The following is a 20,913-nucleotide window of genomic DNA, read 5'->3' as shown; positions in this document are numbered from 1 at the left end:
ACCTGCGAAATTATTCCTATGCTGAAAAAAGCGTTCGTCATCGTCATCGCCTTGTGCGCCTTCGGTTCTCTGGGCGGCGTATTCCTCGCCGGGCTGAACATCTACACCCGTTCCACCACCCCGCACGAAGAAAGCGCGCCTGCCGGGGATGCCGCCGCTACGCCGGCGCAAACCGAAACCCTTCAGGCCAAGTGATCGTCCATCCAGCGCTGGCAGCGCTGCTGTAAAAAACGCTGCAGCTGCCTGACGCGCTCCGACACCTGCGAACGATGCGGGCAGACCAGATTGATCGGCACCGCGTCGCTGCGCCATTCCGGCAACAGCTGCACCAACCGCCCGGCGCGAATATCCGCCGCCACGTCGATCGCCGACTTGCGCACCACGCCGTGCCCGGCCAGCGCCCAGCGCCGCGCTACCTCGCCGTCATCGGTAAAATAGCTGCCGTTCAGCGGCAGCTCGACCAGCTCCTCACCGCGCCACAGTCGCCATTCCACCTGCCGTTTGCCGCTGGGCTGATACACCAGAATGCTGTGCCGAAGCAGATCGGCCGGCGTTTGCGGCGCGCCGTGCCGCCGCAGATAATCCGGGCTGGCGCAGATCAACCGCCGATGCTGCGGCAAGATCGGCAGCGCCACCAGCGAAGAGTCGGCCAGCGGCCCGAAGCGCAACGCCACGTCCACCGGTTCGCGGAACAGGTCGGCCTGCCGATCGTTGATCAGAAGCTGCAGCTGAATATGCGGATGCTGCAAGCGGAACTCATCCAGCCAGCCGAGCAGCAAATTACGGCCAAAATCCGACGGCGCGGAAATCTGCAGCACCCCGGACAGCCCCTGATGCTTCTCGCGGATCGCCTGCTCTCCTTCGGCTAACGCGCCCAGCGCCAGGCGCGCGCTGTCGAGATAGCGAGCCCCCTCCTCCGTTAACCTCAGGCTGCGGGTGGAACGCACCAACAGCCGCGCGCCCAGCTGCTGCTCCAGCCTTTTCACCGCGATGCTGGCCGCCGCCGGCGTCATGTCCAGCGCGCGCGCCGCGGCGGAAAAACTGCCGCCGTCCACCGTGCGGACAAACACCTCGAGATCGACAAATGAGGTCATCTGCTCCCTCTCTTTTTAGCCCAATCAATTATTAATATTAATTTACAAGTGTTTGCTATTAGGCGGGCTTTTTTCCTCATTTTCAATCAGGAAAGATAGATCCCGTTGAAACTTACCTAAAAAGAGGCCTTAACATGACGATTCCCGACTCCCCCCTGAAACAACAAAAGCTGGTGATCCTGGGCGGCACCAGCGGCATTGGCGCCGCGGTGGCCTACGCGGCGGCGGCGCGCGGCGCTGAAGTGGTGCTGGCTTCGCGTCGTCTCCCTCACGCCGGGGAGAAGAACGACGCGCTGCGCCTGATGCAGGCCGATCTGACCGATGACGCGTCGCTGCATGCGCTGTTCGCCGCCGTCGGCGCTTTCGATCATTTGGTGATCACCGCCGGGCCGTTGGTGGACGCGAAGCCGCTGGCGGAGACTGCCCTTGAACAGGCGCAGGCCGACTTCAACGTCAAATTCTGGGGCAGTTTGCGCGCGGTGCAGGCGGCGCTGCCGACGCTGGCGCCGCAGGGCTCGATCACCCTGACCTCCGGCCAGCTGTCGCGTAAATACCTCAACGGTCAGTTGGTCAAAACCGCCATCAACGCCGCGCTGGAAGCGGTCGGCAAACAGCTGGCGAAGGAGCTGGCGCCGCGGCGGGTGAACGTGGTCAGCCCCGGCATCACCGCCACCGAAGCCTACGACGGCATGAGCGCCGCACAGCGTCAGGCGCTGTTCGAGCGCGTAAGCGTCAGCCTGCCGGTCGGCAGGGTCGGCCAGGCGGCTGACGTCGCGGCGGGGTATCTGCTGGCGATGGAGAACGGCTTCGTCACCGGCAGCGTGATCGACATCGACGGCGGCGGCCTGCTGTAACGGCGGCTAGAGCGCCGTCACGCCCTGCGCGGCGGCCTGCTGTTCCAGCACGGTGATAATCTGGTAGGCCGAACGCGGCACCAGGCTGAAATCGCCGATCAGCAGGCGGTCGCTGACCGCCTCATCCAGCATCGCGCGAGCGCCGGCGCGCAGGATTTCCACCTGTTCCGGCGGCGTGCCGGCTGCGGTGATCAACGGCAGGCCCGGCACCGCCGCCGTGCGGCCGATGATTTTCAGCCCCTCCAGCGCCTGCGGTTGCGCGCGGCGCAGCAGTTCCATGCTGATCGAATCGATGGCGGCGATATCCGCCTGCCCGCTGCGGATCAGCTTCAGCGACTGATAATGCGCGCCGGCGGCGATAGCCGCCCCGAAGAATTTCCCGTCCAGCGCCAGCGGCGCGATCAGCGCGCGCAGGCCGTTGTAGCCGGACTGGGAATCTGTGCTGTTATACGCCGCCGTTCGGCCGCGAAAATCCGCCAGCCGCTCGCCGGGATCGTCCGCGCGCACCACCAGCCAGCTGCGGTAATTCGGCCCGTCGCACCCTTCCACCCGGTAGTGGTAGGTGCCGATTAGCTGCACCTGCGGCAAGGTGCTGACCAACGGATAACCGCAGGTTTGGCTGAGCAGAAGATCCTCGCGCCGCCAGTGCTGCGCCAGATCGTCCGGCCAGCTGAGCCGTTCCGGCGCCGCCGGCAACCCCAGCCGCAGCAGCTTGTCGCGCAACACCTGCCAGAAGGATTCGGCCTGCTCCCGGCCAACGCCGTACATCGGTAGAGACACCTGCATCATTTCCCCCTTACCCCGCCGAAGTGGCCGCCAGCGTCTGCTGACGCCAGGCGGTGAGATAACGCACCCAACGTTCGAACAGCATATCGGTGATAATAGCCAACAGCGCCACGACCGCCGCGCCCTGGATCACATAGGCGGTGTTAAACCCGCTCAGGCCGATGATGATCGGCGAGCCGAGCGTCTTGGTGCCGACGGTGGAAGCGATGGCCGCCGTGCCGATGTTGATGATCACCGAGGTGCGGATCCCGGCGACAATCACCGGCGCCGCCAGCGGCAGTTCAACCCGCCACAGTATTTGCCAGGCGCTCATCCCCACGCCGCGGGCGATCTCGCGCGTGGCGGGCGGCACCGATTCGATGCCCGCCAGCGTGCCCTGCAGGATCGGCAGCAGGCCGTACAGCACCAGCGCGATGATCGCCGGCTGTTCGCTGAAGCCCATCACCGGCACCGCCACCGCCAACACCGCCACCGGCGGGAAGGTCTGCCCCACCGCCACCACCGTTTCCACCAGCGAACGAAATTCCCGGCCGCTGCGTCGGGTCACAGCCACGCCCGCCGCCACGCCGATCGCCACCGCGATCAGGCTGGAGATCGCCACCAGCGACAGGTGCGCCCCCACCAGCGCGATAAAGCTGTCCTGCTGATAAATGGGCCGCTCCAGATCGGGGAACCAGGCGGCGAACAAGCCGCGCAGATGATCCATGCCGAACACCAGCGCCAACAGCAGCGCCAGCGTCCAGGGCAACGGATCGCGCAGCAGGCGCCCGATGCGCCCGCTCATGACAGCGCCTGCCCGGCGATCAGATCGTTGAAATGCAACACCCCCAACGCTTCGCCCCGTTCATCAACCACCGGCAGGCAGTCGCTGCCGCGCGCCACAAACACCGACAGCGCCTCGCGCAGACTCATGGCGGCAGCGATCGGCTCGCCCCCGGCGACGCCGGGCCGCACCCGCTCCGCCACCGTACCCAGCGACAGCAGCTTGATGCCGCGATCGCTGCGCCCGAAGAAATCGCGCACGAAGTCGTTGGCCGGTGCAGTCAACAGCGTCAGCGGCGTGCCCTGTTGCACCACCCGCCCCTGATCGAGCAACACCAGGCGATCCGCCAAGCCCAACGCCTCGTCGATGTCGTGCGTCACCAGCACAATGGTGCGGCCGGAGAGCTGATGGATGCGCGCGATCTCCGCCTGCAGCGCCGCTCGGGTGACCGGATCCAGCGCGCCGAACGGTTCGTCCATCAGCAACACCTCGGGATCGGCAGCCAGCGCGCGCGCCACCCCCACCCGCTGCTGCTGCCCGCCGGACAGCTGGTGCGGATAGCGGCGGCGAAACAGATCCGGCTCCAGATGCAGCAGCTCCAACAGTTCGGTAACCCGATCGCGAATGCGCGCGCGCGGCCATTTCAGCAGCTGCGGCACGGTGGCGATGTTCTCCTCCACCGTCCAGTGCGGGAACAGACCGATCGATTGGATCGCATAGCCCATGCGCCGCCGCAGATCCTGCGGTTTGAACGACTGGATCTCTTCGCCGGCAAAGAGGATCTTGCCCCGATCGTGTTCGATCAGGCGATTGATCATTTTTAACGTCGTGGACTTGCCGGAACCCGAGGTGCCGATCAACACGGTGAATTCACCCTCGGCGATGTGCAGCGTGAGATCGTCGACCGCCGGCTTGCCCTGAAAAATTTTACTGACTTGCTCAAAGTGAATCATCGGCGCGATACGTCCAGGATTGAAACCCAAAATTTAAACAGCGAATCGACGATGACCGCCATCATGACCACCGGGATCACCCCCAGCAGAACCAGATCCAACGCGCTGCTGAGCAACCCCTGAAAAACGATGGCGCCAAAACCGCCGGCGCCGATCAGCGCCGCCACCACCGCCATGCCGACGGTCTGCACCGCCAGAATGCGCACGCCGGTCAGGAATAGCGGCAGCGCCAACGGCAGCTGCACGCGCAGGAAGATCTGCCCGCGCGTCAACCCCATGCCGGTGGCGGACTCAATCACGCCGGCCGGCACGCTTTGCAGCCCCGCCACCACGCTGCGCACCAGCGGCAACAGCGCGTACAGCACCAGCGCCACGATCGCCGGCGCCATGCCGATACCGCTGACGCCGTGCTCCGCCAGCCAGGGCACCGCCGTCGCCAGCCCCGCCAACGGCGCGATCAGCAGGCCGAACAGCGCGATGGACGGCACAGTCTGGATAATGTTCAGCGCGGAGAAAATCGGCCGCTGCCAGCGTTCGGAACGAAAGCACAGCACCCCGAGCGGCACGCCGATCGCCAGCGCCGGGGCCATCGTCGCCAGCAGAATGGTCAGATGCTGGAACAACGCGGCGTCAAACACCTCCTGCCGATTATGGTACTCCTTCAGCAGCGACAGCTGATCGAGCTGATGGCCGAACAGCAGCAGCGCCGGCGGCACCAGCACCAGCGCGTTGCCCAGCATCCGCCGCAGATGCGACGCGGTGAGGCGCGTCATGGCGTCGGCGGCGATCAGCAGGCTCAGCGCCATGGTCAGCCAGCAGCCGCTGCCCCAGGAGGTGCGCGCCAGGCGCGATCCCTCCTGCGCCAGACGCCCGGCGGCCTGCCCGCTGATCCAGAACGCCAGCGTCAGCACCCCGCAGGCGGCCAGCGCCGTCAGCAGCGCCCGTCCCCGCGTCGGCGGCAACAGGCTGAGGATCGCCAACGCCGCCAGCGGCAACAGCAGCCACAGCGCCGGGCCGTGCAACAGGGAGAATAAGGACAGGCTTTTACCCGACAGCAGACGATTGGGGGCATAACTGAGGAACGGCAGGCCGAAGGTGGCCAGCAGCAACAGCATGAACAGCGTCAACAAGACGCGATGTTTTACGGCGATAGTCAAAGAAACGCTCCGGCTCCCTCGGTTTACCCCCTCTCCCGACGGCAAAGGGGGTACCTCGGCATTATCCCTTAACAAACCCTTTCTCTTTCAGGTAAGCGGCCGCCACCTGTTTGGCGTCCTGGCCTTCCACAGCGATCTGCGCGTTGAGTTTTTGCAGCGTCGGCCCGTCCAGCGAGGCGAATACCGGCTTCAGCAGCTCAGGCAGATTGGCGTGCGCCTTCAGCGCCGCTTCGCGCACGATCGGCGCCGGCGCGTAGATGGGTTGTACGCCTTTCGGGTCCGCCAGCGTCTGCAGCCCCAGCGCCGCCACCGGGCCATCGGTGCCGTAGGCCATCGCCGCATTGACGCCGGAGGTCTGCTCCGCCGCCGCCTTGATGGTCACCGCCGTGTCGCCGCCGGCCAGGGACAGCAGCTGATCCTGATTCAGTTTGAAGCCGTAGGCGTTCTGGAACGCCGGCAGCGCATCCGGCCGTTCGATAAATTCCGCCGAGGCCGCCAGTTTGAACTTGCCGCCGCCGTTGATCCACTTGCCGAGATCCGCCAGCGTTTTGAGATGGTTGGCGTCCGCCACGTCCTGACGAATGGCGATGGTCCAGGTGTTGTTGGCCGGCGCGGCGTCCAACCAGACGATTTTGTTTTTGTCGTAGTCGAGCTGCTTCACCTTCTCGAAGCCGGCCTGGGCGTTCTTCCACGCCGGATCTTTCTCATCGGAGAAGAAAAATGCGCCGTTGCCGGTGTATTCCGGGTAGATGTCGATCTCGCCGGAGGTGATGGCGCCGCGCAGCACCTTGGTGGTGCCGAGCTGCAGCTTGTTGGTGGTTTTAATGCCGTTGGCTTCCAGTACCTGCACGATGATGTTGCCGAGCAGCGAACCTTCGGTATCGATCTTGGAGCCGACGCGCACCGAGTCGGCCGCCTGCGCCAGACCGCTGGCGGCCAGCAGAGCCAGCGCGACGGCAAAGGAACGTCCGCGTGATAAGGTGATTGCCATACTTTTCCTCTGGTTATATGTTTTCCGGCTCATGGGCCAGTTCGGTTGGAAAATCCTGAGAAACGCGCTTCCAGCGCGCAATAAATTTTTTCTTCGGCCGGGCACCGCGTTCCTCCCGCCGTTCGCCGGCGCTCAGCGGATGCACGCCGACGTCGATCGGCGTCAGCGCGTAATCGCGCAGCCACTCGCCATAACCCTGCGCGACGAATCCCTGGCTGCGGCGCTGATACGCCTCGCGTTCCGCCAGGTAGACTTCGCGCAGGCCATACCAGGGCAGGCCGGGCAAATCGTGATGCACTAAATGGTAGTTCAGATTGAGAAACAGCAGCCGCCACGGCCAGCCCGCCTCATTAATAATAGAACGTGCCTGCGGTGCGTCCACGGCGCGATGCTCAAAAAACGATCTTACCTTGGTCAGCGCCAGCGCCGGGTAGCTGATGGCCAACAGGTAAAACGCCGCGCCGATGCCCTGCATCTGCAGCCAGTACAGCTGCACCGCCAACAGCGACAGGTGCGCCAGCCACATCGCCCAGGCGCGCAGATCGCCCGCTGCAAGCGTCTTCACTGCGCCGAACAGCGTGGTGACGATGTCCAGCGCCGGGCCGAGGAGCACCCGGCCGATCAGCGTATTGCGCACCGCGGCCAACAGCGGCAGCAGGCGGGGATAACGCCGCCACTGCGCGGCGCTGAAGTAGTAACTTTCGGGATCTTCATGCGGATCGGTCAGGTGGTCGTTGCGGTGATGGCGCAGATGCGAATCCCGATACAGCCCGTAGGGATACCACACCGCCAGCGGCAACAGGCCGAACAGCTGATTGACGCGCGGCCAGCGCGTCGGATGGCCGTGGATCAGCTCGTGTTGCAGCGACATATACCCGGTGGTCAGCAGGATCAGCAGCGGTGCGCCAAGCCACGGACCCAGCGCCTGCCAATAATGCGCCACGCCGAACCAGCCGCCGTACACTGCCGCCATAATCCCCCAGGTGGGCAGTTCCAGCCGCCAGTGCCAACGCTGATAAAGCCGTCGGATGCGGTCGCGTTGTTCGGGGTGCAAATAGTGGGCGTGGGACATGCTGCGGCTCGCGGTTGGGGAGTTTCCCCCCAGTATCCGTGAGCCGTAACGACGTTCAAAATAACGAAAATGGCAAAGCTAAGTGAAAATTCAGCGGGTTGCGTACGCGGCATGCGGCTCACACGCCACCGGGAAATTCACCGAGTTGGCGATAAAGCACAGGTGATGCGCCTTCTCGTGAAGCTGTTGCGCCAGCTGCAGATCGTCGCCATCGCGCACTGTGACCTGCGGCCGCAGCGTCACCGAGGTAAAAAAGCCGCCGCGCGCGGCGTCTTCGCGCATCACCCCCACGGCATCGTCCTGATAGGCCAGCACCGAAATCCCCGAGGTGGCGCACAGATGCAGATACCATAATTTGTGACAGGCGCTGAGCGATGCCACCAGCAAATCTTCCGGATTCCAGCGCGTCGCGTCACCGCGGAAGGCCGGATCGGCTGAGCCGGCGATGTCTGCCTTGCCCGCGGCGCCGATCAGGTGATCGCGCCCATAGGCGCGGTAATCTTCCGTGCCTGCCCCCAGGTTCCCTTGCCAGGTGACCGCCACCTGATAATGATGCTCGCCTTTCATGCCTTTTTCTCCCGTTGGCCGGCCAATGAAAAATCATCTTAATGCATGCCCGGAAAACACTATTGGCGGAAAAGCGTGAATACGCAAACGGCGAGACGAGAAAAAACGGGCCGCGCAAGCGGCCCGTCGGTCACATCCCTTTAGGGAACGAAATCGAGCACCACGGCGTTGAACAGCGCGTACTCGGTGGCGTTGGCCATCGGCGGAAACTGCGCGTGCTGCACCGCCGCGCTGGCCGCCGCGCACAGGGGCGCATCGCCCCTCACGATCTTGCTGCTCGCCAGCTTGCCGTCCGGCCGCAGCCGTATGCTGATGGTGCAGCGTTGGCCGCGCGCGTGCTCCGGCGAGCGCAGCTCGCGGCTCACCGCGTTATGCACCCGCTCCGGGTAACTGAGCTGCGTTGCGGCCAGTGCCGGGGTCTGCGGCAACGGGGTGCCGGTCTGATGGCCGGCCCCGGCGCCGCAGCCGCTCAGCAGCAACAACGCCAACAGGCTTAGTGTCTTTTTCATTCCCTATGTCCTTATTGGGGGATTTATCCTTATCGAGCGGCCCTCACTGCGCCGCTGGGTAAGCCTCACCGTCATCCGCGTAACGCTGCAGCCGCTCGCGCCACCACTTGGCCGCCAGGCCGCTGGCGCTTTCCCGCCAGCCGAAGTAGGCGATATCGCTGCACCGTTCCGATTCGACGCGTTTCGCCACCAGTTCGCCGCTGTTCAGGTAAGGTTCCGCCAAGGCGCGCGGCAGATAGCCGCAGCCCAGCCCGGCCAGCTGCGCCTGCAGTTTGGCGTCGAAACCGAAGACCGTCAGCGTATCCTGCTCTTCCAGCAGATTCAGGCTCTGCGGCGCGTTGACACGCGAAGTGTCGCGCACCACCACCGCCCGGTGCTGACGGATTTCGTCCTTCGGCAACGGTTCCGGCAATGCCGCCAGCGGATGCTGCGGCGCGACGGCGAACACGTAATCCAGCTGCCCCAGCCTGCTGAACGCATAGCCTACCCGTGACGGCGGCTCGCAGATGGCGCCGATGATAATGTCGGCGCAACCGTAAACCAGCGACTCCCAGGAACCGGCCAGCACCTCGTGGCTGAAACGCAGCCGGGTATGGTGATGCTGCCGATAAAACTCGTTGATCAGCGGCAACAGGCGGGCAAACGGGAAGGAGGCGTCGATCCCAAGCGTAATCTCGCTTTCCCAGCCGTTCTCCACATAGCGCGCCTGCTGTTCCAGATCCTGCGCCGCGCGCAGCAGCACCCGCCCTTTTTCCAGCATCAGCTTGCCGGTATCGGTGAACTTCGCCCGATGGCCGGAGCGATCCAGCAGGGTGATGTCGAGATCGTTCTCGAGCTTTTGCACCATATAGCTCAGTGCCGAAGGGGTTTTAAACAGTGCGGCGGCCGCGGCGGCGAAAGATCCGTGCCGGTCCAGCGCGTCCAAAATCAGCAGCGCTTCCAGGTTTAATCTCATGCTTTCTCCCGTGTATAAAAAAACTCAACAAGTCGGCAAAAATTCTGCGGTATCTTTGAAATCGCCCTCTGCCTACCATGGGTTTTATCGGCGTTACACTCATCAGATGTTCAACCGAAATATCACTGGGAAGGTAAATTATGTCCAAGTTTCAACTGCTTGATAAAGACAATTCCGCACTGATTTTTATCGACCATCAACCGCAAATGGCCTTCGGCGTGGCTAATATTGATCGTCAGCAACTGAAAAACAACGTTGTTGGTTTGGCGAAGGCAGGCAAGATTTTCAACGTCCCTACCCTTTTCACCTCGGTCGAAACCGAAAGCTTCAGCGGCTATATCTGGCCGGAACTGCTGGCGGTGCACCCTGAAATCACCCCGATTGAACGCACCTCGATGAACTCCTGGGAAGACGCGGCCTTCGTCAAAGCCGTGGAAGCCACCGGCCGCAAAAAGCTGGTGATCTCCGCGCTGTGGACCGAAGTCTGCCTGACCTTCCCGGCGCTGATGGCGCTGGAAGCCGGCTATGAAGTGTATGTGGTGACCGACACCTCCGGCGGCACCTCCGTCGATGCGCACGAACGTTCGATCGACCGCATGGTGCAAGCCGGCGCCGTACCGGTGACCTGGCAGCAGGTGCTGCTGGAGTACCAACGCGACTGGGCGCGCAAAGACACCTACGACGCGGTGATGGCGCTGGTGCGCGAACACAGCGGCGCGTACGGCATGGGCGTCGACTACGCTTACACCATGGTGCACCACGCACCGGCCCGCACGGTGAAATAATTCCCCTTGCCCCGGCCTCGCGCCGGGGTATTTTCAGGAGTCGGTTTTATGGCCCATCCGCAGCATGTCACGCTGGTGATCACCCACCGTTTGGCGCCGGGGAACGAACAGGCCTATGAGGCCTGGCTGAACCGCATCATGCCCGACGCCGCGGGCTTCACCGGCCATTTAGGCGTCAACGTGATTCGCCCTTCCGGCGACGAACAGGCCTATACGGTGCTGGTCCGCTTCGATAATCTCGACAATCTCTACCGCTGGCTCAACTCGCCGCAGCGCAAGCAATACATCGAAGAAGTCACTCCGCTGTTGCTGGAGAACGACCATATCGAGATCCGCCCCGGCGCAGAGTTCTGGTTTACCCCGCCCAACCCCAGCGTGCGCCAGCCGCCCCAGTGGAAGCAATTCATCATCACCCTGCTGGTGATCTTTCCATCCACCAATCTGGTGCCCTGGTTTTGGGGACGGGTGCTGCCGCAGCTGGACGGCTCGCTGCTCGGCCATTTTCTCAATGACGCCACCGTGGTCGCCCTGGTGGTGTACCTGTGGATGCCTATCGTGACTCGCGTTTTTCATCAATGGCTGACCCGCCGCTAGGCGGTTCGCCGGGAGAATGTTATGAACCACCACGCTTCATTGATCATCACCAACGGCAAGTTTCACACCGTCGATCGCCAAAATCCTACCGCACAGGCGGTCGCCATCCGCGACGGCAAGTTTCTGGCGGTCGGCAGCGAAAGCGAAGTCATGCAGCACGCCGGGCCGGAGACCCAGGTGATCGATCTGCACGGCCACACCGCCATTCCGGGCCTGAACGACTCACACCTGCACCTGATCCGCGGCGGCCTGAACTATAACCTGGAGCTGCGCTGGGAAGGCGTGCCCTCGCTGGCCGACGCGCTGCGCATGTTGAAAGAACAGGCGCTGCGCACCCCGAGCCCGCAATGGGTGCGGGTGGTCGGCGGCTGGACCGAGTTCCAGTTTGCCGAACGCCGCATGCCGACGCTGGACGAAATCAACCAGGCAGCGCCGGACACGCCGGTGTTTATTCTGCATCTCTACGATCGCGCGCTGCTCAACCGGGCAGCGCTGAAGGTAGTCGGCTACACCAAAGACACGCCGAACCCGCCGGGCGGCGAGATCCAGCGCGACGCCAACGGCAACCCGACCGGCATGCTGATCGCCAAACCCAACGCCATGATCCTGTACGCCACGCTGGCGAAAGGGCCGAAGCTGCCGCTGGAGCAGCAGGTCAATTCCACCCGCCAGTTTATGCGTGAGCTGAACCGCCTCGGTCTCACCAGCGCCATCGACGCCGGCGGCGGCTTCCAGAACTACCCGGAGGATTATCAGGTGATCGCCGAGCTGCACGAGAAAAAGCAGCTGACCATCCGCATCGCCTATAACCTGTTCACCCAGCGGCCGAAGCAGGAACTGGAAGACTTCGAGCTGTGGACCGACATGCTCAAACCGGGCCAGGGCACCGACTTCTATCGCCACAACGGCGCCGGCGAGATGCTGGTGTTTTCCGCCGCCGACTTCGAAGACTTCCTGCAGCCGCGCCCGGATCTGCCGCCGGGCACCGAAGACGAGCTGGAGCGGGTGGTGCGCCATCTGGTCGAGCACCGCTGGCCGTTCCGCCTGCACGCCACCTATGACGAATCCATCAGCCGCATGCTGGACGTGTTCGAGAAGGTGAACCGCGATATTCCGTTCAACGGGCTGCACTGGCTGTTCGACCACGCCGAAACCATTACCGAGCGCAATATCGAGCGCGTCAAGGCGCTGGGCGGCGGCATTGCAGTCCAGCACCGCATGGCGTTCCAGGGGGAGTATTTCGCCGACCGTTACGGCATCGAAGCCACCAAACATACGCCGCCGGTGGCGAAAATGCTGGCGGCCGAGCTGCCGGTCGGGCTGGGCACCGACGCCACCCGCGTCGCCAGCTACAACCCGTGGACGGCGCTGTACTGGCTGGTCTCCGGCCGCACCGTCGGCGGCATGGCGATGTACGACGACAGCGCGCGGCTGGATCGCGAAACGGCGCTGATGCTGTGGACGCAAGGCAGCGCCTGGTTCTCCACCGAGCAGGGCAAGAAAGGCCAGATCAAGGTCGGCCAACTGGCGGATTTGGCGGTGCTGTCGCAGGACTACTTCAGCGTGCCGGAAGAGCAGATCAAAGGCATCGAGTCGGTGATGACGGTGGTGGACGGCAAAGTGGTCTACGCCGCCGGCAGCTTCTCACCGCTGGCGCCGCCGCCGCTGCCGGTGCTGCCGGAGTGGTCGCCGGTCACCCAGGTGCCGGGCCATTACCGCTCCGCACCGCCGTCGGCGGCGGCCCGCGTCGGGGTAGTGAGCCAGGCGCATCAATGCTGCGGCCCGTGCGGCGTGCACGCACACCAGCATGACATCGCACGCCGCTCCAGCATCCCGGTGTCGGACGAGAATGCCTTCTGGGGCGCGTTCGGCTGTTCGTGTTTCTCGTTCTAAGTTATCAAGCCAATAACTTATTATAAAGTTAACTTAATAAGCTATTAAGTTGGCAACATAATAAATTAATGGCGCTGTCCACGGGAGAGCGCCATTTCATTTTCAATCGCGGTTGATCTCCAGCCAGCGCCGCTGTTCGGCGGAGGCGGCTATCGCGTCCAGCACGCACGACACCTTCCAGCCCTCTTCAAAGTCCGGCCACATGCGATCGCCCGCGGCGATGCCGTTGACCAGATCGCGGATCTCCACCGTCTTCTGATCGTTAAAACCGATGCCGTGCCCGGCGCTGATGCAAAACGCCGCATAGTCCGGGTGCTTCGGCCCCACCAGCAGCGTCTTGAACCCCTGCCGCTCCGCCGGTTCATCGTGCCGATACAGCTTCAGCTCCGCCATCCGCTCCTGGGTATAGCTCAGCGTGCCTTTGGTGCCGGTGACCACATAGGTCAACCCCATCTTGCGCCCGCAGGCAATGCGCGACGTTTCGATAGTGCCCATCGCGCCGCCGGCGAAACGCAGCAACGCACTGGCCTGATCTTCGTTTTCCACCGGGTGCAGGCGCGTCGGGTCCTGCGGATCCGGGCGCTGTTTGATCACGGTCTGCATATCGCCGGAAACCGCCACGATATCGCCCACCAGGTAGTGCGCCATATTGACGATGTGCGCCGCCAGATCCCCGAGCGCGCCCAGCCCGGCGCTGGCGCGGCGACAGTGCCAGTCGATCGGCGTGCGCGGATCGGCCAGATAATCCTCATTGTGGGTACCGTAAAAATGCACCACCTCGCCGATTTCGCCGTTGGCGATAATTTCGCGCGCCAGTTGGCTGGTGGGGTTTTTCATGTAGTTAAAACCGACCAGCGTTTTCACCCCCTTAGCGCGCGCGGCCTGCACCATCTCCGCCGCGTCGGCGGCGTCCAGCGCCAGCGGCTTTTCCGAATACACGTGCTTGCCGTGGCGGATCGCCGCCAGCGCCATCTCTTTGTGCAAAAAGTTGGGGGCACAGATGTCCACCACATCGATCGCCGGATCGGCCACCAGCTGCCGCCAGTCGCCGGTCGAGCGCGCAAAGCCGAATTCGGCGGCGCGCTGCGCCGCCAGCTCGGGCGTCACTTCCGCCAGCATCTCCAGCACCAGGTCCCCTTTCAGAGGAAAGACCGTGGCGGCCTGCGCATAGGCGATAGCGTGACAACGCCCGATATAACCGGTGCCGATTAACCCAACGCGTACCTGTTTCATCATTTTCTCCCGTGACCAAAACTCTGCGTAGAACCAGGCGTCGCTCAATGAAACGCGCCGGTTGATAACGGGTTTATATGGAATATAAATTTCAATAACAAGCACACAGGAAAATAAAGTTCATATTCGTGATGCCGTTCATGAAACGTTGACGGGATGATGTAATGAGGAAAGCCCGGACACGGCGGGGCGTATCCGGACAAGATGAAATGAACCGTTTATTTCATATCACGGTAAACCGTTAGCACCGTGCTGCACGTAGCCAGGGCGTTGCAGCAGGCGCTGCTGATAGGCCGCCAGCGCCGCATAATGCGGCCGCTCGAACGGCGTCATCAGCCAACGGTTCAGCGACAGCCCCAGCACCACGTCCGCCAGCGTGAAGGCGGCGCCGGCGGCATAAGGGCCGTGCTGCGCCAAATGTGCGTCCAACAGGCCCATCAGCCGGTTCCATTCGCGCTCGGCGGCGGCCAGGCTGGCGGCATCCTGATAATCCGCATGCCCACGCACCCGCGACATGAACACGTAGCGCCAGGCGCCGTTCAGATCGGTGGCCTGCCAGTCCATCCACATCTCCACCGCCGCGCGCGCGCCGGGTTCCTGCGGCAGCAGATCGCGGCGCCCTTCCCGCCCCGCCAGATAGCGGCAAATGGTGTTCGACTCCCACAGCACCCGCTCGCCGTCGATCAGCACCGGCACCAGGCCGTTGGGATTCAACGCCAGAAACGCCGGCTCCTGCGTAGAGCGAAAACCGCTGCCCCAGTCCTCCCGTTCCAGCGTCAGCCCCAACTCCTGACAGGTCCATAACACCTTGCGCACGTTGATCGATGAGGCTTTACCCAATAATTTCAGCATTGACTTTCCTTATTCTCTCCAGAACGGTTTATACCCTTCCCTCCAGGCCTCCGCCCGCGTCAGGCCGATATCCGCCAGCTGCCTGTCGTTCAGCAGCAGTAACTCTCTGCGCGTTCTGCGACGCAACAAATACCAACGCCAGCGTGACCAGCCTACCCGTCGCCACATCGTCATGCCATCAAACAGAGCCATCTTATTATCCCCCCTGATGTTTTCGCCTGGTAGTGATGATGCGCGCCAGGCAAAAAACAATACAGATTCACGCTGGCGCTATTTTTTTCATACAGCTGCGCCAAAAAACCCGCTGAATGGTTTATTTTGAAAGTATCTGTACCGGTTTTTTAATCCTTACCCCCGATGAGAGGCCTCTGTATGACACGCTACGCCACGCTGGCCGCCATTCTCAGCCAACGCATTCAGCAAGGGTTGTATCCGTCCGGCCATCGCCTGCCTTCGGTGCGCGCATTGAGCCAGGAGCACGGCGTCAGCATCAGCACGGTGCAGCAAGCCTACCGGCTGCTCGAGGAACAGCGCCTGGTGGAAGCGCGGCCGAAGTCGGGGTACTTCGTGCATACGCGGCGCGCGCAGGCCGAGCTGCCCGCCATGACGGCGCCGGTGCAGCGGCCGGTGGACATTTCGCAATGGGAGCAGGTGCTGGAACTGGTGCGCAGCCGGCCGCGCGAAGGCCTGATCCAGCTGGGGCGCGGCATGCCGGATATCGCCGAACCGACGATGAAACCGCTGATCGTCGCCCTGCGCAACGCCGCCCGCCACGGCGACCTGCGCAGCCTGTATTACGACAGCATTCAGGGCGTGGCCGCGCTGCGCGAACAGGTCGCCCGTCTGCTGCTGGACTCCGGCTGCCAAATCGGCCCCGATCAGTTGCTGATCACCACCGGCTGTCAGGAAGCAATCTCCGCCGGGCTGCGCGCCGTTTGCCAACCCGGCGACATCGTGGCGGTCGATTCGCCCTGCTTCCACGGCACCATGCAAACGCTGAAGGGTCTGGGCATCAAGGCGCTGGAAATCCCCACCGATCCGCTCACCGGCGTCAGCCTGGCGGCGCTGGAGATGGCGCTGGAACAGTGGCCGGTCAAGGCCATCCTGCTGACGCCCAACTGCAATAATCCGCTGGGCTACATCATGCCCGACGCCCACAAACAGCGGCTGCTGACGCTGGCGCAGCGCCACGACGCGGCGATCATCGAAGACGATGTCTACGGCGACATCGCCTATCACTACCCGCGGCCGCGCACCATCAAGTCATTCGACGACGACGGCCGCGTGCTGCTGTGCAGTTCGTTTTCCAAAACGCTGGCGCCGGGGCTGCGCGTGGGCTGGATCGCGCCCGGCCGCTACCTGGAGCGGGTGCTGCACATGAAGTTCATCGGCTCCGGCGCCACCGCCACCCAGCCGCAGCTGGCGATCGCCGAATTCATCCGCGGGGGGCACTATCTGCAGCACCTGCGGCGCATGCGCGCCCGCTACCAGCAGAACCGCGACCGCATGACCGATCTGATCCTGAAATACTTCCCGGCCGGCACCCGCGTCAGCCGGCCGCGCGGCGGTTTTATGCTGTGGATCGAACTGGACGAAGCGTTCGACACCCTGCGGCTGAACCGCCATCTTGAACAGCAAGGCGTACAAATCGCCGTCGGCAGCATTTTTTCCGCCGCCGGCAAGTATCGCAACTGCCTGCGCATCAACTATGCGCCGACGCTGACGACGGAGATCGAACAGGCGGTACAGCGGGTCGGCGCCACCATCCAGGCGCTGATGCCGGCCGACAGTTTGGCGCAATCAGATTAAATCTTGACGCGATCGGATTATCGGCGCACGGACAGGCTGTTTTAGAGTAATGCCTTCTCTTACCACTGGCAGGCAACAACCATGAGCAGCGATCAAATTCCGGTTTCCAGCGCGCTGGCGGTGCGCCTCGCGGCGCTAGGTGTCGATCTCGAACGGGTCGGTCAGTTGGCCGGCTTGCCCGCCGGGCTGCTCAGCGAGCGGCGCATAAAAGTGCGGCTGACCTCCCACCAGTTCTTCGCCGTCTGGCGCGCCCTCGCCCAACTGAGCGACGATCCCGCCTTTGGTCTGCGGCTGGGCGGCGACGTCGCGCCGGAGCATTACGATATCGCGTCAGTCGCCGCACTGCACTCCGCCACGATGGGCGAAGCGCTGCGCAAAGTCGCGCGCTACAAACGGTTGGTGTGCCCGGAAGAACTGATGCTGGAGGAAGACGGCGACAGTATACGGCTGCATACGCGCTGGACGATGATCGAAGACCATACGCCGGAATTATTGATCGATACAATGTTCGCTTCTATCACCGCCCGGTGCCGCCGTGGCACCGGCTTGCCGCTGCAGCCCAAGGCGCTTGAGGTGACACGCCGTCACGATCCCCACTCGCCGCTGTTGCGCCACTTCGGCTGCCCGGTGCGATTCGATGCGCCGCAGGACGTGCTGGTGTTCGATCGCGCGCTGATGCGGCAGCCGCTCATCACTTATGATCAGGACATGTTGGCGCAGCTGCTGCCGGAGCTGGAGGCCGAGTTGGCCGAGGTGCGCGCCGAGCAAAACTTACCGATGCAGGTGATGGCGATCCTCGGCCGCAGCATGCGCGGCCAGCGCCCCAGCGTCAACAGCGTGGCCGCTGAACTCTATCTCAGCCCGCGCACGCTGCAGCGCCGCTTGCAACAGCACGGCTACAGCTACCAGCAATTGTTGGACAAAACCCGGCACCGCACCGCCTGCCGATTGTTGGCGGAAACCGACCTTGAACCGGGCGAAATCGCCTTTGTGCTGGGATTCGAAGAGCTGAATTCGTTCAGCCGCGCCTTTATTCAGTGGGAAGCGCTGACGCCCAGCCGCTGGCGCACGCAGCGCGCCGCCGGCCAGTGGGAGAACAGAGCATGAAAGTGATTATTTTCGGCGCCAGCGGCATGGTGGGTCAGGGCGCGCTGCGAGAATGCCTGCGCGATCCGCGAGTCAGCGAAGTGCTCAGCATCGGCCGTCGCCCGCTGGCGCAAAGCCACGCCAAACTGCGCCAGCTCTCCCTGCCCGATCTGCGTGATCTGTCGGCGCTGGCGCCGCAGCTCGCCGGCTACGACGCCTGTTTCTTCTGCCTGGGGATTTCGTCCTCCGGCCTGAGTGAAGCTGAATATCGCGCGGTGACTTACGATCTGACGCTGGCCGCCGCCCGCCCGCTGGCGACGCTGAATCCGTCGATGGTCTTCGTCTACGTCTCCGGCCTCGGCACCGACAGCAGCGAACGCGGCCGCAGCATGTGGGCCAGGGTCAAGGGCGCCACCGAAAACGCGCTGCTGGCGCTGCCGTTCCACGCGGTGATGTTCCGTCCCGGCGCCATTGTGCCGCTGCACGGCATTCGCTCCAAAACCCGCCTCTACGATCTGGCCTATCGGCTGTTCAAGCCGCTGTGGCGCGGCGCATTGCGGCTGTTTCCCGTCCGGGTAAGCAGCACCGAACGAATCGGGCGGGCGATGCTCGCGGTGGCGCGACGGGAAAGCGCGCTGCGCATCATCGAACCGGCGCAGATCAACCGGCTGGCGACGCGGTGAAATAACGTCATCCACCGCCCCGCCGCCAATACTCCGCCACCCGGCGACGCAGATGGTCGATGCCCTGCGGATGATGAATGAACTGATCCACCGGCATCATCCGCCAGCGCTGTCCCTCGTCGCCGAAACGTATGGCGGCGATCTGCGCGGGGGCGATCTCGCCGGCCATGAACCAGGTCGGGGGATAGCCGGGCAGAATGCCGTCGTAGCGCCGCCGCCAGACAACCTGACGTTCGGCGATCGCCACGCCGAATTCTTCCTGCGTCTCCCGCTGCACGCACTGCAGCGGCGTTTCGCCGTTTTCCCGCCCGCCGCCGGGCAGATCCCACCGGCCGGGCCACGGAATGTCCGGTTTGTCGTCCCGTTGGTAAACCAACAAGAGATCGCCGCACAACAGTGCGATCTTGGCCCCGCCAAACGCCCAATCCGTCATGATTTCTTCGCTCCCGGCCCATTGCCTTTGACTGAACATCATACTTCATCCCCGCGCGGCCTGGTGTATAGTGAAAATCCGTTTTCACAACAGGCGAACAATAACGATGAACTCTCCGTTTCTGGTGACCCCTCAATGGCTTGCGCAACATATCAACGATGAAAATCTGGTGGTGATCGACGTCCGGATGTCGCCGGTGGGGCTAACGCCGAAAAAGGACATGCTTGCCGAGTTCGAACGCGGCCATATCCCCGGCGCGGTCTATTTCGACATCGACGACGTGGCGGACAAAAACACCGCGCTGCCGCATATGCTGCCAACGGCGGCGGAGTTTGGCGAGGCGGTGGGCAAGCTGGGCATCAGCGAGCGCGATACCCTGGTGATTTACGATGAGGGTAACCAGTTCTCCGCGCCGCGCGGCTGGTGGACCTTCCGCAATTTCGGCGCCCAGCATGTTTACGTACTGGACGAAGGGCTGAACGGCTGGACCGCGCAAGGCCAGGCGCTGGCAACCGGCCCGGCGCAGCCTGAACCGCAGACGTTCAACGCCCGGTTCAACGCCGACGCGGTGGTGGATATGCGGCAAGTGGAACAGGCGTTAGGCACGCCGGTGCAAATTCTCGACGCGCGCGCCGCGCCGCGCTTTTATGCCGAAGCGCCAGAGCCGCGCCCCGGCCTGCACCGCGGCCATATTCCCGGCAGCATCAACATTCCGTACGGCGAGCTGCTGGAAAACGGCCGCTTCAAATCATTGGAGGCGCTGCGCCAAACCTTCAGCGACAAGGGGGTGGACATCAACGGCCCAATCATCACCAGCTGCGGCTCCGGCGTGACGGCGGCGGTGCTGGCGTTTGGCCTGCTGTCGCTCGGCGCGCCGCAGGTCAAGTTGTATGACGGCGCCTGGAGCGAATGGGGCCAGCTGAGCGGCAAGCAGCCTATCGCCCAAGATTAAGTTTCGATCCGCTCGACCACGATCTGCGCCAGCCGCTGCACGGCGGCCGAAGGCTGATCCTCGGCGCGGTGCAGCACCACGCCGAGCTGGCCGAGAGCGGGCAGCAGATCGGGGGCCAGCGGCGACAGGCCGGGCGGTAAGCCCGCCGCCGTGCGCACCGTAACGCCCAACCCGGCGCTCACCGCCGCCCACACGCCGTTCAGGCTGCGGCTGCTAAAGGCGATGCGCCAGGGAATGCCGGCGCGATCCAGCGCCTGCGTCGCCGCGCTGCGCATCAGGCAGGGCGCGTCGAACATCACCAACGGCAAGGGTTCGTCCCCTTCTCGCCACGGCGCCAGCGCGAAGCCGGGCGACGCGATCCAGTGCAACTGCCGCTGCCCCAGCGCCTGATGAAACGGCGTGCTCAAACCGCCGTCCCACGCCAGCGACAGATCCAGCTGGCCTTTCAGCACCCAGTCGATCAGCTCGGCATTGCGCGCGATGCGCGCCTCGATGCGCACCTTCGGATTGGCGCGCGCGAAGCTGCCCAACACCTGCGGCAGAAACGTCTCGCCGAAATCCTCCTGCAGCCCCAGCCGCACCGTGCCCTGCAGATCCAACCCGCGCACCGCGGCGGCGGCTTCGTCATTGAGCTCCAGCAGGCGGCGCGCGTAACCGAGCAGGGTCTCCCCCGCCTCGGTCATCACCATGCCGCGTCCGGCCTTGCGCAGGATCGGCGCGCCGACCTGCTGCTCCAGCTTTTTCAGGTGGGCGCTGACCGCCGACGTCGAACGCCCCAGCCGTTCAGCCGCCTTCGCGAAGCTGCCCAGCTCGACGCCGGTGACGAAGCTGCGCAAATCCTCGAGATCGAACGTGATTCGCCCCATGCTGACCATCCTGATTTTCTGAACTA

24 protein-coding genes are annotated in these 20,913 nt (G+C 63.7%); 9 read left to right on the top strand and 15 right to left on the bottom strand.

The window, feature by feature from the left end; genetic code table 11:
* Positions 1-18 precede the first annotated feature (18 nt).
* Positions 19-195 (top strand): hypothetical protein, encoded by a 177-nt coding sequence (locus IT763_RS06660; protein WP_016928550.1) that lies wholly within the window; start codon positions 19-21, stop codon positions 193-195.
* Here IT763_RS06660 and IT763_RS06655 read toward each other — a convergent pair.
* Entirely contained in the window at positions 183-1,094 is a 912-nt protein-coding gene (locus IT763_RS06655; RefSeq protein WP_049299508.1) for a LysR family transcriptional regulator, read from the bottom strand. The genes IT763_RS06660 and IT763_RS06655 overlap by 13 nt on opposite strands.
* Before the next feature lie 134 nt (positions 1,095-1,228).
* Here IT763_RS06655 and IT763_RS06650 point away from each other — a divergent pair, with 134 nt between their 5' ends.
* Positions 1,229-1,948, top strand: a complete 720-nt coding sequence (locus IT763_RS06650; protein ID WP_016928553.1) for an SDR family oxidoreductase — start codon at positions 1,229-1,231, stop codon at positions 1,946-1,948.
* Between the two features lie 6 nt (positions 1,949-1,954).
* On the opposite strand, the gene IT763_RS06645 is transcribed toward IT763_RS06650, so the two are convergent.
* From IT763_RS06645 to IT763_RS06605, 9 genes are all read right to left on the bottom strand, one after another.
* The gene (locus tag IT763_RS06645; RefSeq protein WP_206195447.1) at positions 1,955-2,716 is read right to left on the bottom strand and encodes a phosphate/phosphite/phosphonate ABC transporter substrate-binding protein; all 762 of its coding nucleotides are present in this window, start codon (positions 2,714-2,716) and stop codon (positions 1,955-1,957) included.
* A gap of 28 nt (positions 2,717-2,744) precedes the next feature.
* The gene (locus tag IT763_RS06640; protein WP_016928555.1) at positions 2,745-3,518 is read right to left on the bottom strand and encodes an ABC transporter permease; all 774 of its coding nucleotides are present in this window, start codon (positions 3,516-3,518) and stop codon (positions 2,745-2,747) included.
* A complete protein-coding gene (locus IT763_RS06635; protein WP_016928556.1) occupies positions 3,515-4,450 on the bottom strand; it encodes an ABC transporter ATP-binding protein in 936 nt (311 codons plus the stop codon). The genes IT763_RS06640 and IT763_RS06635 overlap by 4 nt, the downstream gene beginning before the upstream one ends.
* Positions 4,447-5,607: an ABC transporter permease gene (locus IT763_RS06630; RefSeq protein WP_206195280.1), complete on the bottom strand. Its 1,161-nt coding sequence runs from the start codon at positions 5,605-5,607 to the stop codon at positions 4,447-4,449. The genes IT763_RS06635 and IT763_RS06630 overlap by 4 nt, the downstream gene beginning before the upstream one ends.
* Positions 5,608-5,668: 61 nt before the next feature.
* On the bottom strand, positions 5,669-6,598 hold the full coding sequence (locus tag IT763_RS06625) for an ABC transporter substrate-binding protein (protein ID WP_016928558.1): 930 nt from the start codon (positions 6,596-6,598) through the stop codon (positions 5,669-5,671).
* Between the two features lie 13 nt (positions 6,599-6,611).
* Complete coding sequence (locus IT763_RS06620) at positions 6,612-7,670, bottom strand: fatty acid desaturase (RefSeq protein WP_206195279.1); 1,059 nt, start codon at positions 7,668-7,670, stop codon at positions 6,612-6,614.
* Positions 7,671-7,760: 90 nt separating this feature from the next.
* On the bottom strand, positions 7,761-8,237 hold the full coding sequence (locus IT763_RS06615; protein ID WP_016928560.1) for an OsmC family protein: 477 nt from the start codon (positions 8,235-8,237) through the stop codon (positions 7,761-7,763).
* Positions 8,238-8,377: 140 nt separating this feature from the next.
* On the bottom strand, positions 8,378-8,746 hold the full coding sequence (locus IT763_RS06610; RefSeq protein WP_016928561.1) for a cell envelope integrity TolA C-terminal domain-containing protein: 369 nt from the start codon (positions 8,744-8,746) through the stop codon (positions 8,378-8,380).
* A 43-nt stretch (positions 8,747-8,789) separates the two neighbouring features.
* On the bottom strand, positions 8,790-9,701 hold the full coding sequence (locus tag IT763_RS06605; RefSeq protein WP_049299504.1) for a LysR substrate-binding domain-containing protein: 912 nt from the start codon (positions 9,699-9,701) through the stop codon (positions 8,790-8,792).
* 140 nt (positions 9,702-9,841) lie between these two features.
* Between IT763_RS06605 and IT763_RS06600 the strand changes: the two genes are divergently transcribed.
* Genes IT763_RS06600 through IT763_RS06590 form a run of 3 tightly spaced genes read left to right on the top strand, consistent with a single transcriptional unit; the run spans position 9,842 to position 12,973 of the window.
* A complete protein-coding gene (locus tag IT763_RS06600) occupies positions 9,842-10,486 on the top strand; it encodes a hydrolase (RefSeq protein WP_004939390.1) in 645 nt (214 codons plus the stop codon).
* Positions 10,487-10,534: 48 nt separating this feature from the next.
* The gene (locus IT763_RS06595; protein ID WP_004939393.1) at positions 10,535-11,080 is read left to right on the top strand and encodes an antibiotic biosynthesis monooxygenase; all 546 of its coding nucleotides are present in this window, start codon (positions 10,535-10,537) and stop codon (positions 11,078-11,080) included.
* A gap of 21 nt (positions 11,081-11,101) precedes the next feature.
* Positions 11,102-12,973, top strand: coding sequence for an amidohydrolase (locus IT763_RS06590; RefSeq protein ID WP_079449515.1), 1,872 nt, complete (start codon positions 11,102-11,104; stop codon positions 12,971-12,973).
* 102 nt (positions 12,974-13,075) lie between these two features.
* Here IT763_RS06590 and IT763_RS06585 read toward each other — a convergent pair whose 3' ends face one another.
* The 3 genes from IT763_RS06585 to IT763_RS06575 all read right to left on the bottom strand — a co-directional run bounded on the left by IT763_RS06585 (position 13,076) and on the right by IT763_RS06575 (position 15,250).
* The gene (locus IT763_RS06585) at positions 13,076-14,206 is read right to left on the bottom strand and encodes a Gfo/Idh/MocA family protein (RefSeq protein ID WP_015377116.1); all 1,131 of its coding nucleotides are present in this window, start codon (positions 14,204-14,206) and stop codon (positions 13,076-13,078) included.
* 228 nt (positions 14,207-14,434) lie between these two features.
* A complete protein-coding gene (locus IT763_RS06580) occupies positions 14,435-15,058 on the bottom strand; it encodes a glutathione S-transferase family protein (protein ID WP_193842657.1) in 624 nt (207 codons plus the stop codon).
* 9 nt (positions 15,059-15,067) lie between these two features.
* Positions 15,068-15,250, bottom strand: coding sequence for a DUF1127 domain-containing protein (locus tag IT763_RS06575; RefSeq protein WP_004939404.1), 183 nt, complete (start codon positions 15,248-15,250; stop codon positions 15,068-15,070).
* A gap of 180 nt (positions 15,251-15,430) precedes the next feature.
* On the opposite strand from IT763_RS06575, the gene IT763_RS06570 reads away from it, so the two are divergent.
* The 3 genes from IT763_RS06570 to IT763_RS06560 all read left to right on the top strand — a co-directional run bounded on the left by IT763_RS06570 (position 15,431) and on the right by IT763_RS06560 (position 18,636).
* The gene (locus IT763_RS06570; protein ID WP_016928568.1) at positions 15,431-16,867 is read left to right on the top strand and encodes a PLP-dependent aminotransferase family protein; all 1,437 of its coding nucleotides are present in this window, start codon (positions 15,431-15,433) and stop codon (positions 16,865-16,867) included.
* An 81-nt stretch (positions 16,868-16,948) separates the two neighbouring features.
* Complete coding sequence (locus tag IT763_RS06565) at positions 16,949-17,974, top strand: AraC family transcriptional regulator (RefSeq protein ID WP_206195278.1); 1,026 nt, start codon at positions 16,949-16,951, stop codon at positions 17,972-17,974.
* Positions 17,971-18,636, top strand: coding sequence for an epimerase (locus tag IT763_RS06560; RefSeq protein ID WP_206195277.1), 666 nt, complete (start codon positions 17,971-17,973; stop codon positions 18,634-18,636). The genes IT763_RS06565 and IT763_RS06560 overlap by 4 nt, the downstream gene beginning before the upstream one ends.
* A gap of 7 nt (positions 18,637-18,643) precedes the next feature.
* On the opposite strand, the gene IT763_RS06555 is transcribed toward IT763_RS06560, so the two are convergent.
* Positions 18,644-19,069: an NUDIX hydrolase gene (locus tag IT763_RS06555; protein ID WP_206195276.1), complete on the bottom strand. Its 426-nt coding sequence runs from the start codon at positions 19,067-19,069 to the stop codon at positions 18,644-18,646.
* Between the two features lie 106 nt (positions 19,070-19,175).
* Between IT763_RS06555 and sseA the strand changes: the two genes are divergently transcribed.
* Entirely contained in the window at positions 19,176-20,021 is an 846-nt protein-coding gene (sseA, locus tag IT763_RS06550) for a 3-mercaptopyruvate sulfurtransferase (protein ID WP_206195275.1), read from the top strand.
* Here sseA and IT763_RS06545 read toward each other — a convergent pair.
* A complete protein-coding gene (locus IT763_RS06545; protein ID WP_016928573.1) occupies positions 20,018-20,887 on the bottom strand; it encodes a LysR substrate-binding domain-containing protein in 870 nt (289 codons plus the stop codon). The genes sseA and IT763_RS06545 overlap by 4 nt on opposite strands.
* Between the last annotated feature and the right edge of the window lie 26 nt (positions 20,888-20,913).

Source organism: Serratia sp. CMO1, from assembly GCF_015689115.1.
GTDB lineage: Bacteria > Pseudomonadota > Gammaproteobacteria > Enterobacterales > Enterobacteriaceae > Serratia > Serratia marcescens.
This window is presented reverse-complemented; position numbering and strand designations above follow the sequence as displayed.

Excerpts from the sequence above, each read along its gene's own strand:
- IT763_RS06605 (WP_049299504.1), bottom strand. The coding sequence starts at position 9,701 with ATGAGATTAAACCTGGAAGCGCTGCTGATTTTGGACGCGCTGGACCGG.
- IT763_RS06615 (WP_016928560.1), bottom strand. The coding sequence starts at position 8,237 with ATGAAAGGCGAGCATCATTATCAGGTGGCGGTCACCTGGCAAGGGAAC.
- IT763_RS06565 (WP_206195278.1), top strand. The coding sequence starts at position 16,949 with ATGAGCAGCGATCAAATTCCGGTTTCCAGCGCGCTGGCGGTGCGCCTC.
- IT763_RS06570 (WP_016928568.1), top strand. The coding sequence starts at position 15,431 with ATGACACGCTACGCCACGCTGGCCGCCATTCTCAGCCAACGCATTCAG.
- IT763_RS06580 (WP_193842657.1), bottom strand. The coding sequence starts at position 15,058 with ATGCTGAAATTATTGGGTAAAGCCTCATCGATCAACGTGCGCAAGGTG.
- IT763_RS06560 (WP_206195277.1), top strand. The coding sequence starts at position 17,971 with ATGAAAGTGATTATTTTCGGCGCCAGCGGCATGGTGGGTCAGGGCGCG.
- IT763_RS06640 (WP_016928555.1), bottom strand. The coding sequence starts at position 3,518 with ATGAGCGGGCGCATCGGGCGCCTGCTGCGCGATCCGTTGCCCTGGACG.
- IT763_RS06650 (WP_016928553.1), top strand. The coding sequence starts at position 1,229 with ATGACGATTCCCGACTCCCCCCTGAAACAACAAAAGCTGGTGATCCTG.
- IT763_RS06655 (WP_049299508.1), bottom strand. The coding sequence starts at position 1,094 with ATGACCTCATTTGTCGATCTCGAGGTGTTTGTCCGCACGGTGGACGGC.
- IT763_RS06625 (WP_016928558.1), bottom strand. The coding sequence starts at position 6,598 with ATGGCAATCACCTTATCACGCGGACGTTCCTTTGCCGTCGCGCTGGCT.
- IT763_RS06545 (WP_016928573.1), bottom strand. The coding sequence starts at position 20,887 with ATGGGGCGAATCACGTTCGATCTCGAGGATTTGCGCAGCTTCGTCACC.
- IT763_RS06585 (WP_015377116.1), bottom strand. The coding sequence starts at position 14,206 with ATGAAACAGGTACGCGTTGGGTTAATCGGCACCGGTTATATCGGGCGT.
- IT763_RS06590 (WP_079449515.1), top strand. The coding sequence starts at position 11,102 with ATGAACCACCACGCTTCATTGATCATCACCAACGGCAAGTTTCACACC.
- IT763_RS06610 (WP_016928561.1), bottom strand. The coding sequence starts at position 8,746 with ATGAAAAAGACACTAAGCCTGTTGGCGTTGTTGCTGCTGAGCGGCTGC.
- IT763_RS06635 (WP_016928556.1), bottom strand. The coding sequence starts at position 4,450 with ATGATTCACTTTGAGCAAGTCAGTAAAATTTTTCAGGGCAAGCCGGCG.
- IT763_RS06645 (WP_206195447.1), bottom strand. The coding sequence starts at position 2,716 with ATGTACGGCGTTGGCCGGGAGCAGGCCGAATCCTTCTGGCAGGTGTTG.
- IT763_RS06595 (WP_004939393.1), top strand. The coding sequence starts at position 10,535 with ATGGCCCATCCGCAGCATGTCACGCTGGTGATCACCCACCGTTTGGCG.
- IT763_RS06660 (WP_016928550.1), top strand. The coding sequence starts at position 19 with ATGCTGAAAAAAGCGTTCGTCATCGTCATCGCCTTGTGCGCCTTCGGT.
- IT763_RS06555 (WP_206195276.1), bottom strand. The coding sequence starts at position 19,069 with ATGACGGATTGGGCGTTTGGCGGGGCCAAGATCGCACTGTTGTGCGGC.
- IT763_RS06620 (WP_206195279.1), bottom strand. The coding sequence starts at position 7,670 with ATGTCCCACGCCCACTATTTGCACCCCGAACAACGCGACCGCATCCGA.
- IT763_RS06575 (WP_004939404.1), bottom strand. The coding sequence starts at position 15,250 with ATGGCTCTGTTTGATGGCATGACGATGTGGCGACGGGTAGGCTGGTCA.
- IT763_RS06600 (WP_004939390.1), top strand. The coding sequence starts at position 9,842 with ATGTCCAAGTTTCAACTGCTTGATAAAGACAATTCCGCACTGATTTTT.
- sseA (WP_206195275.1), top strand. The coding sequence starts at position 19,176 with ATGAACTCTCCGTTTCTGGTGACCCCTCAATGGCTTGCGCAACATATC.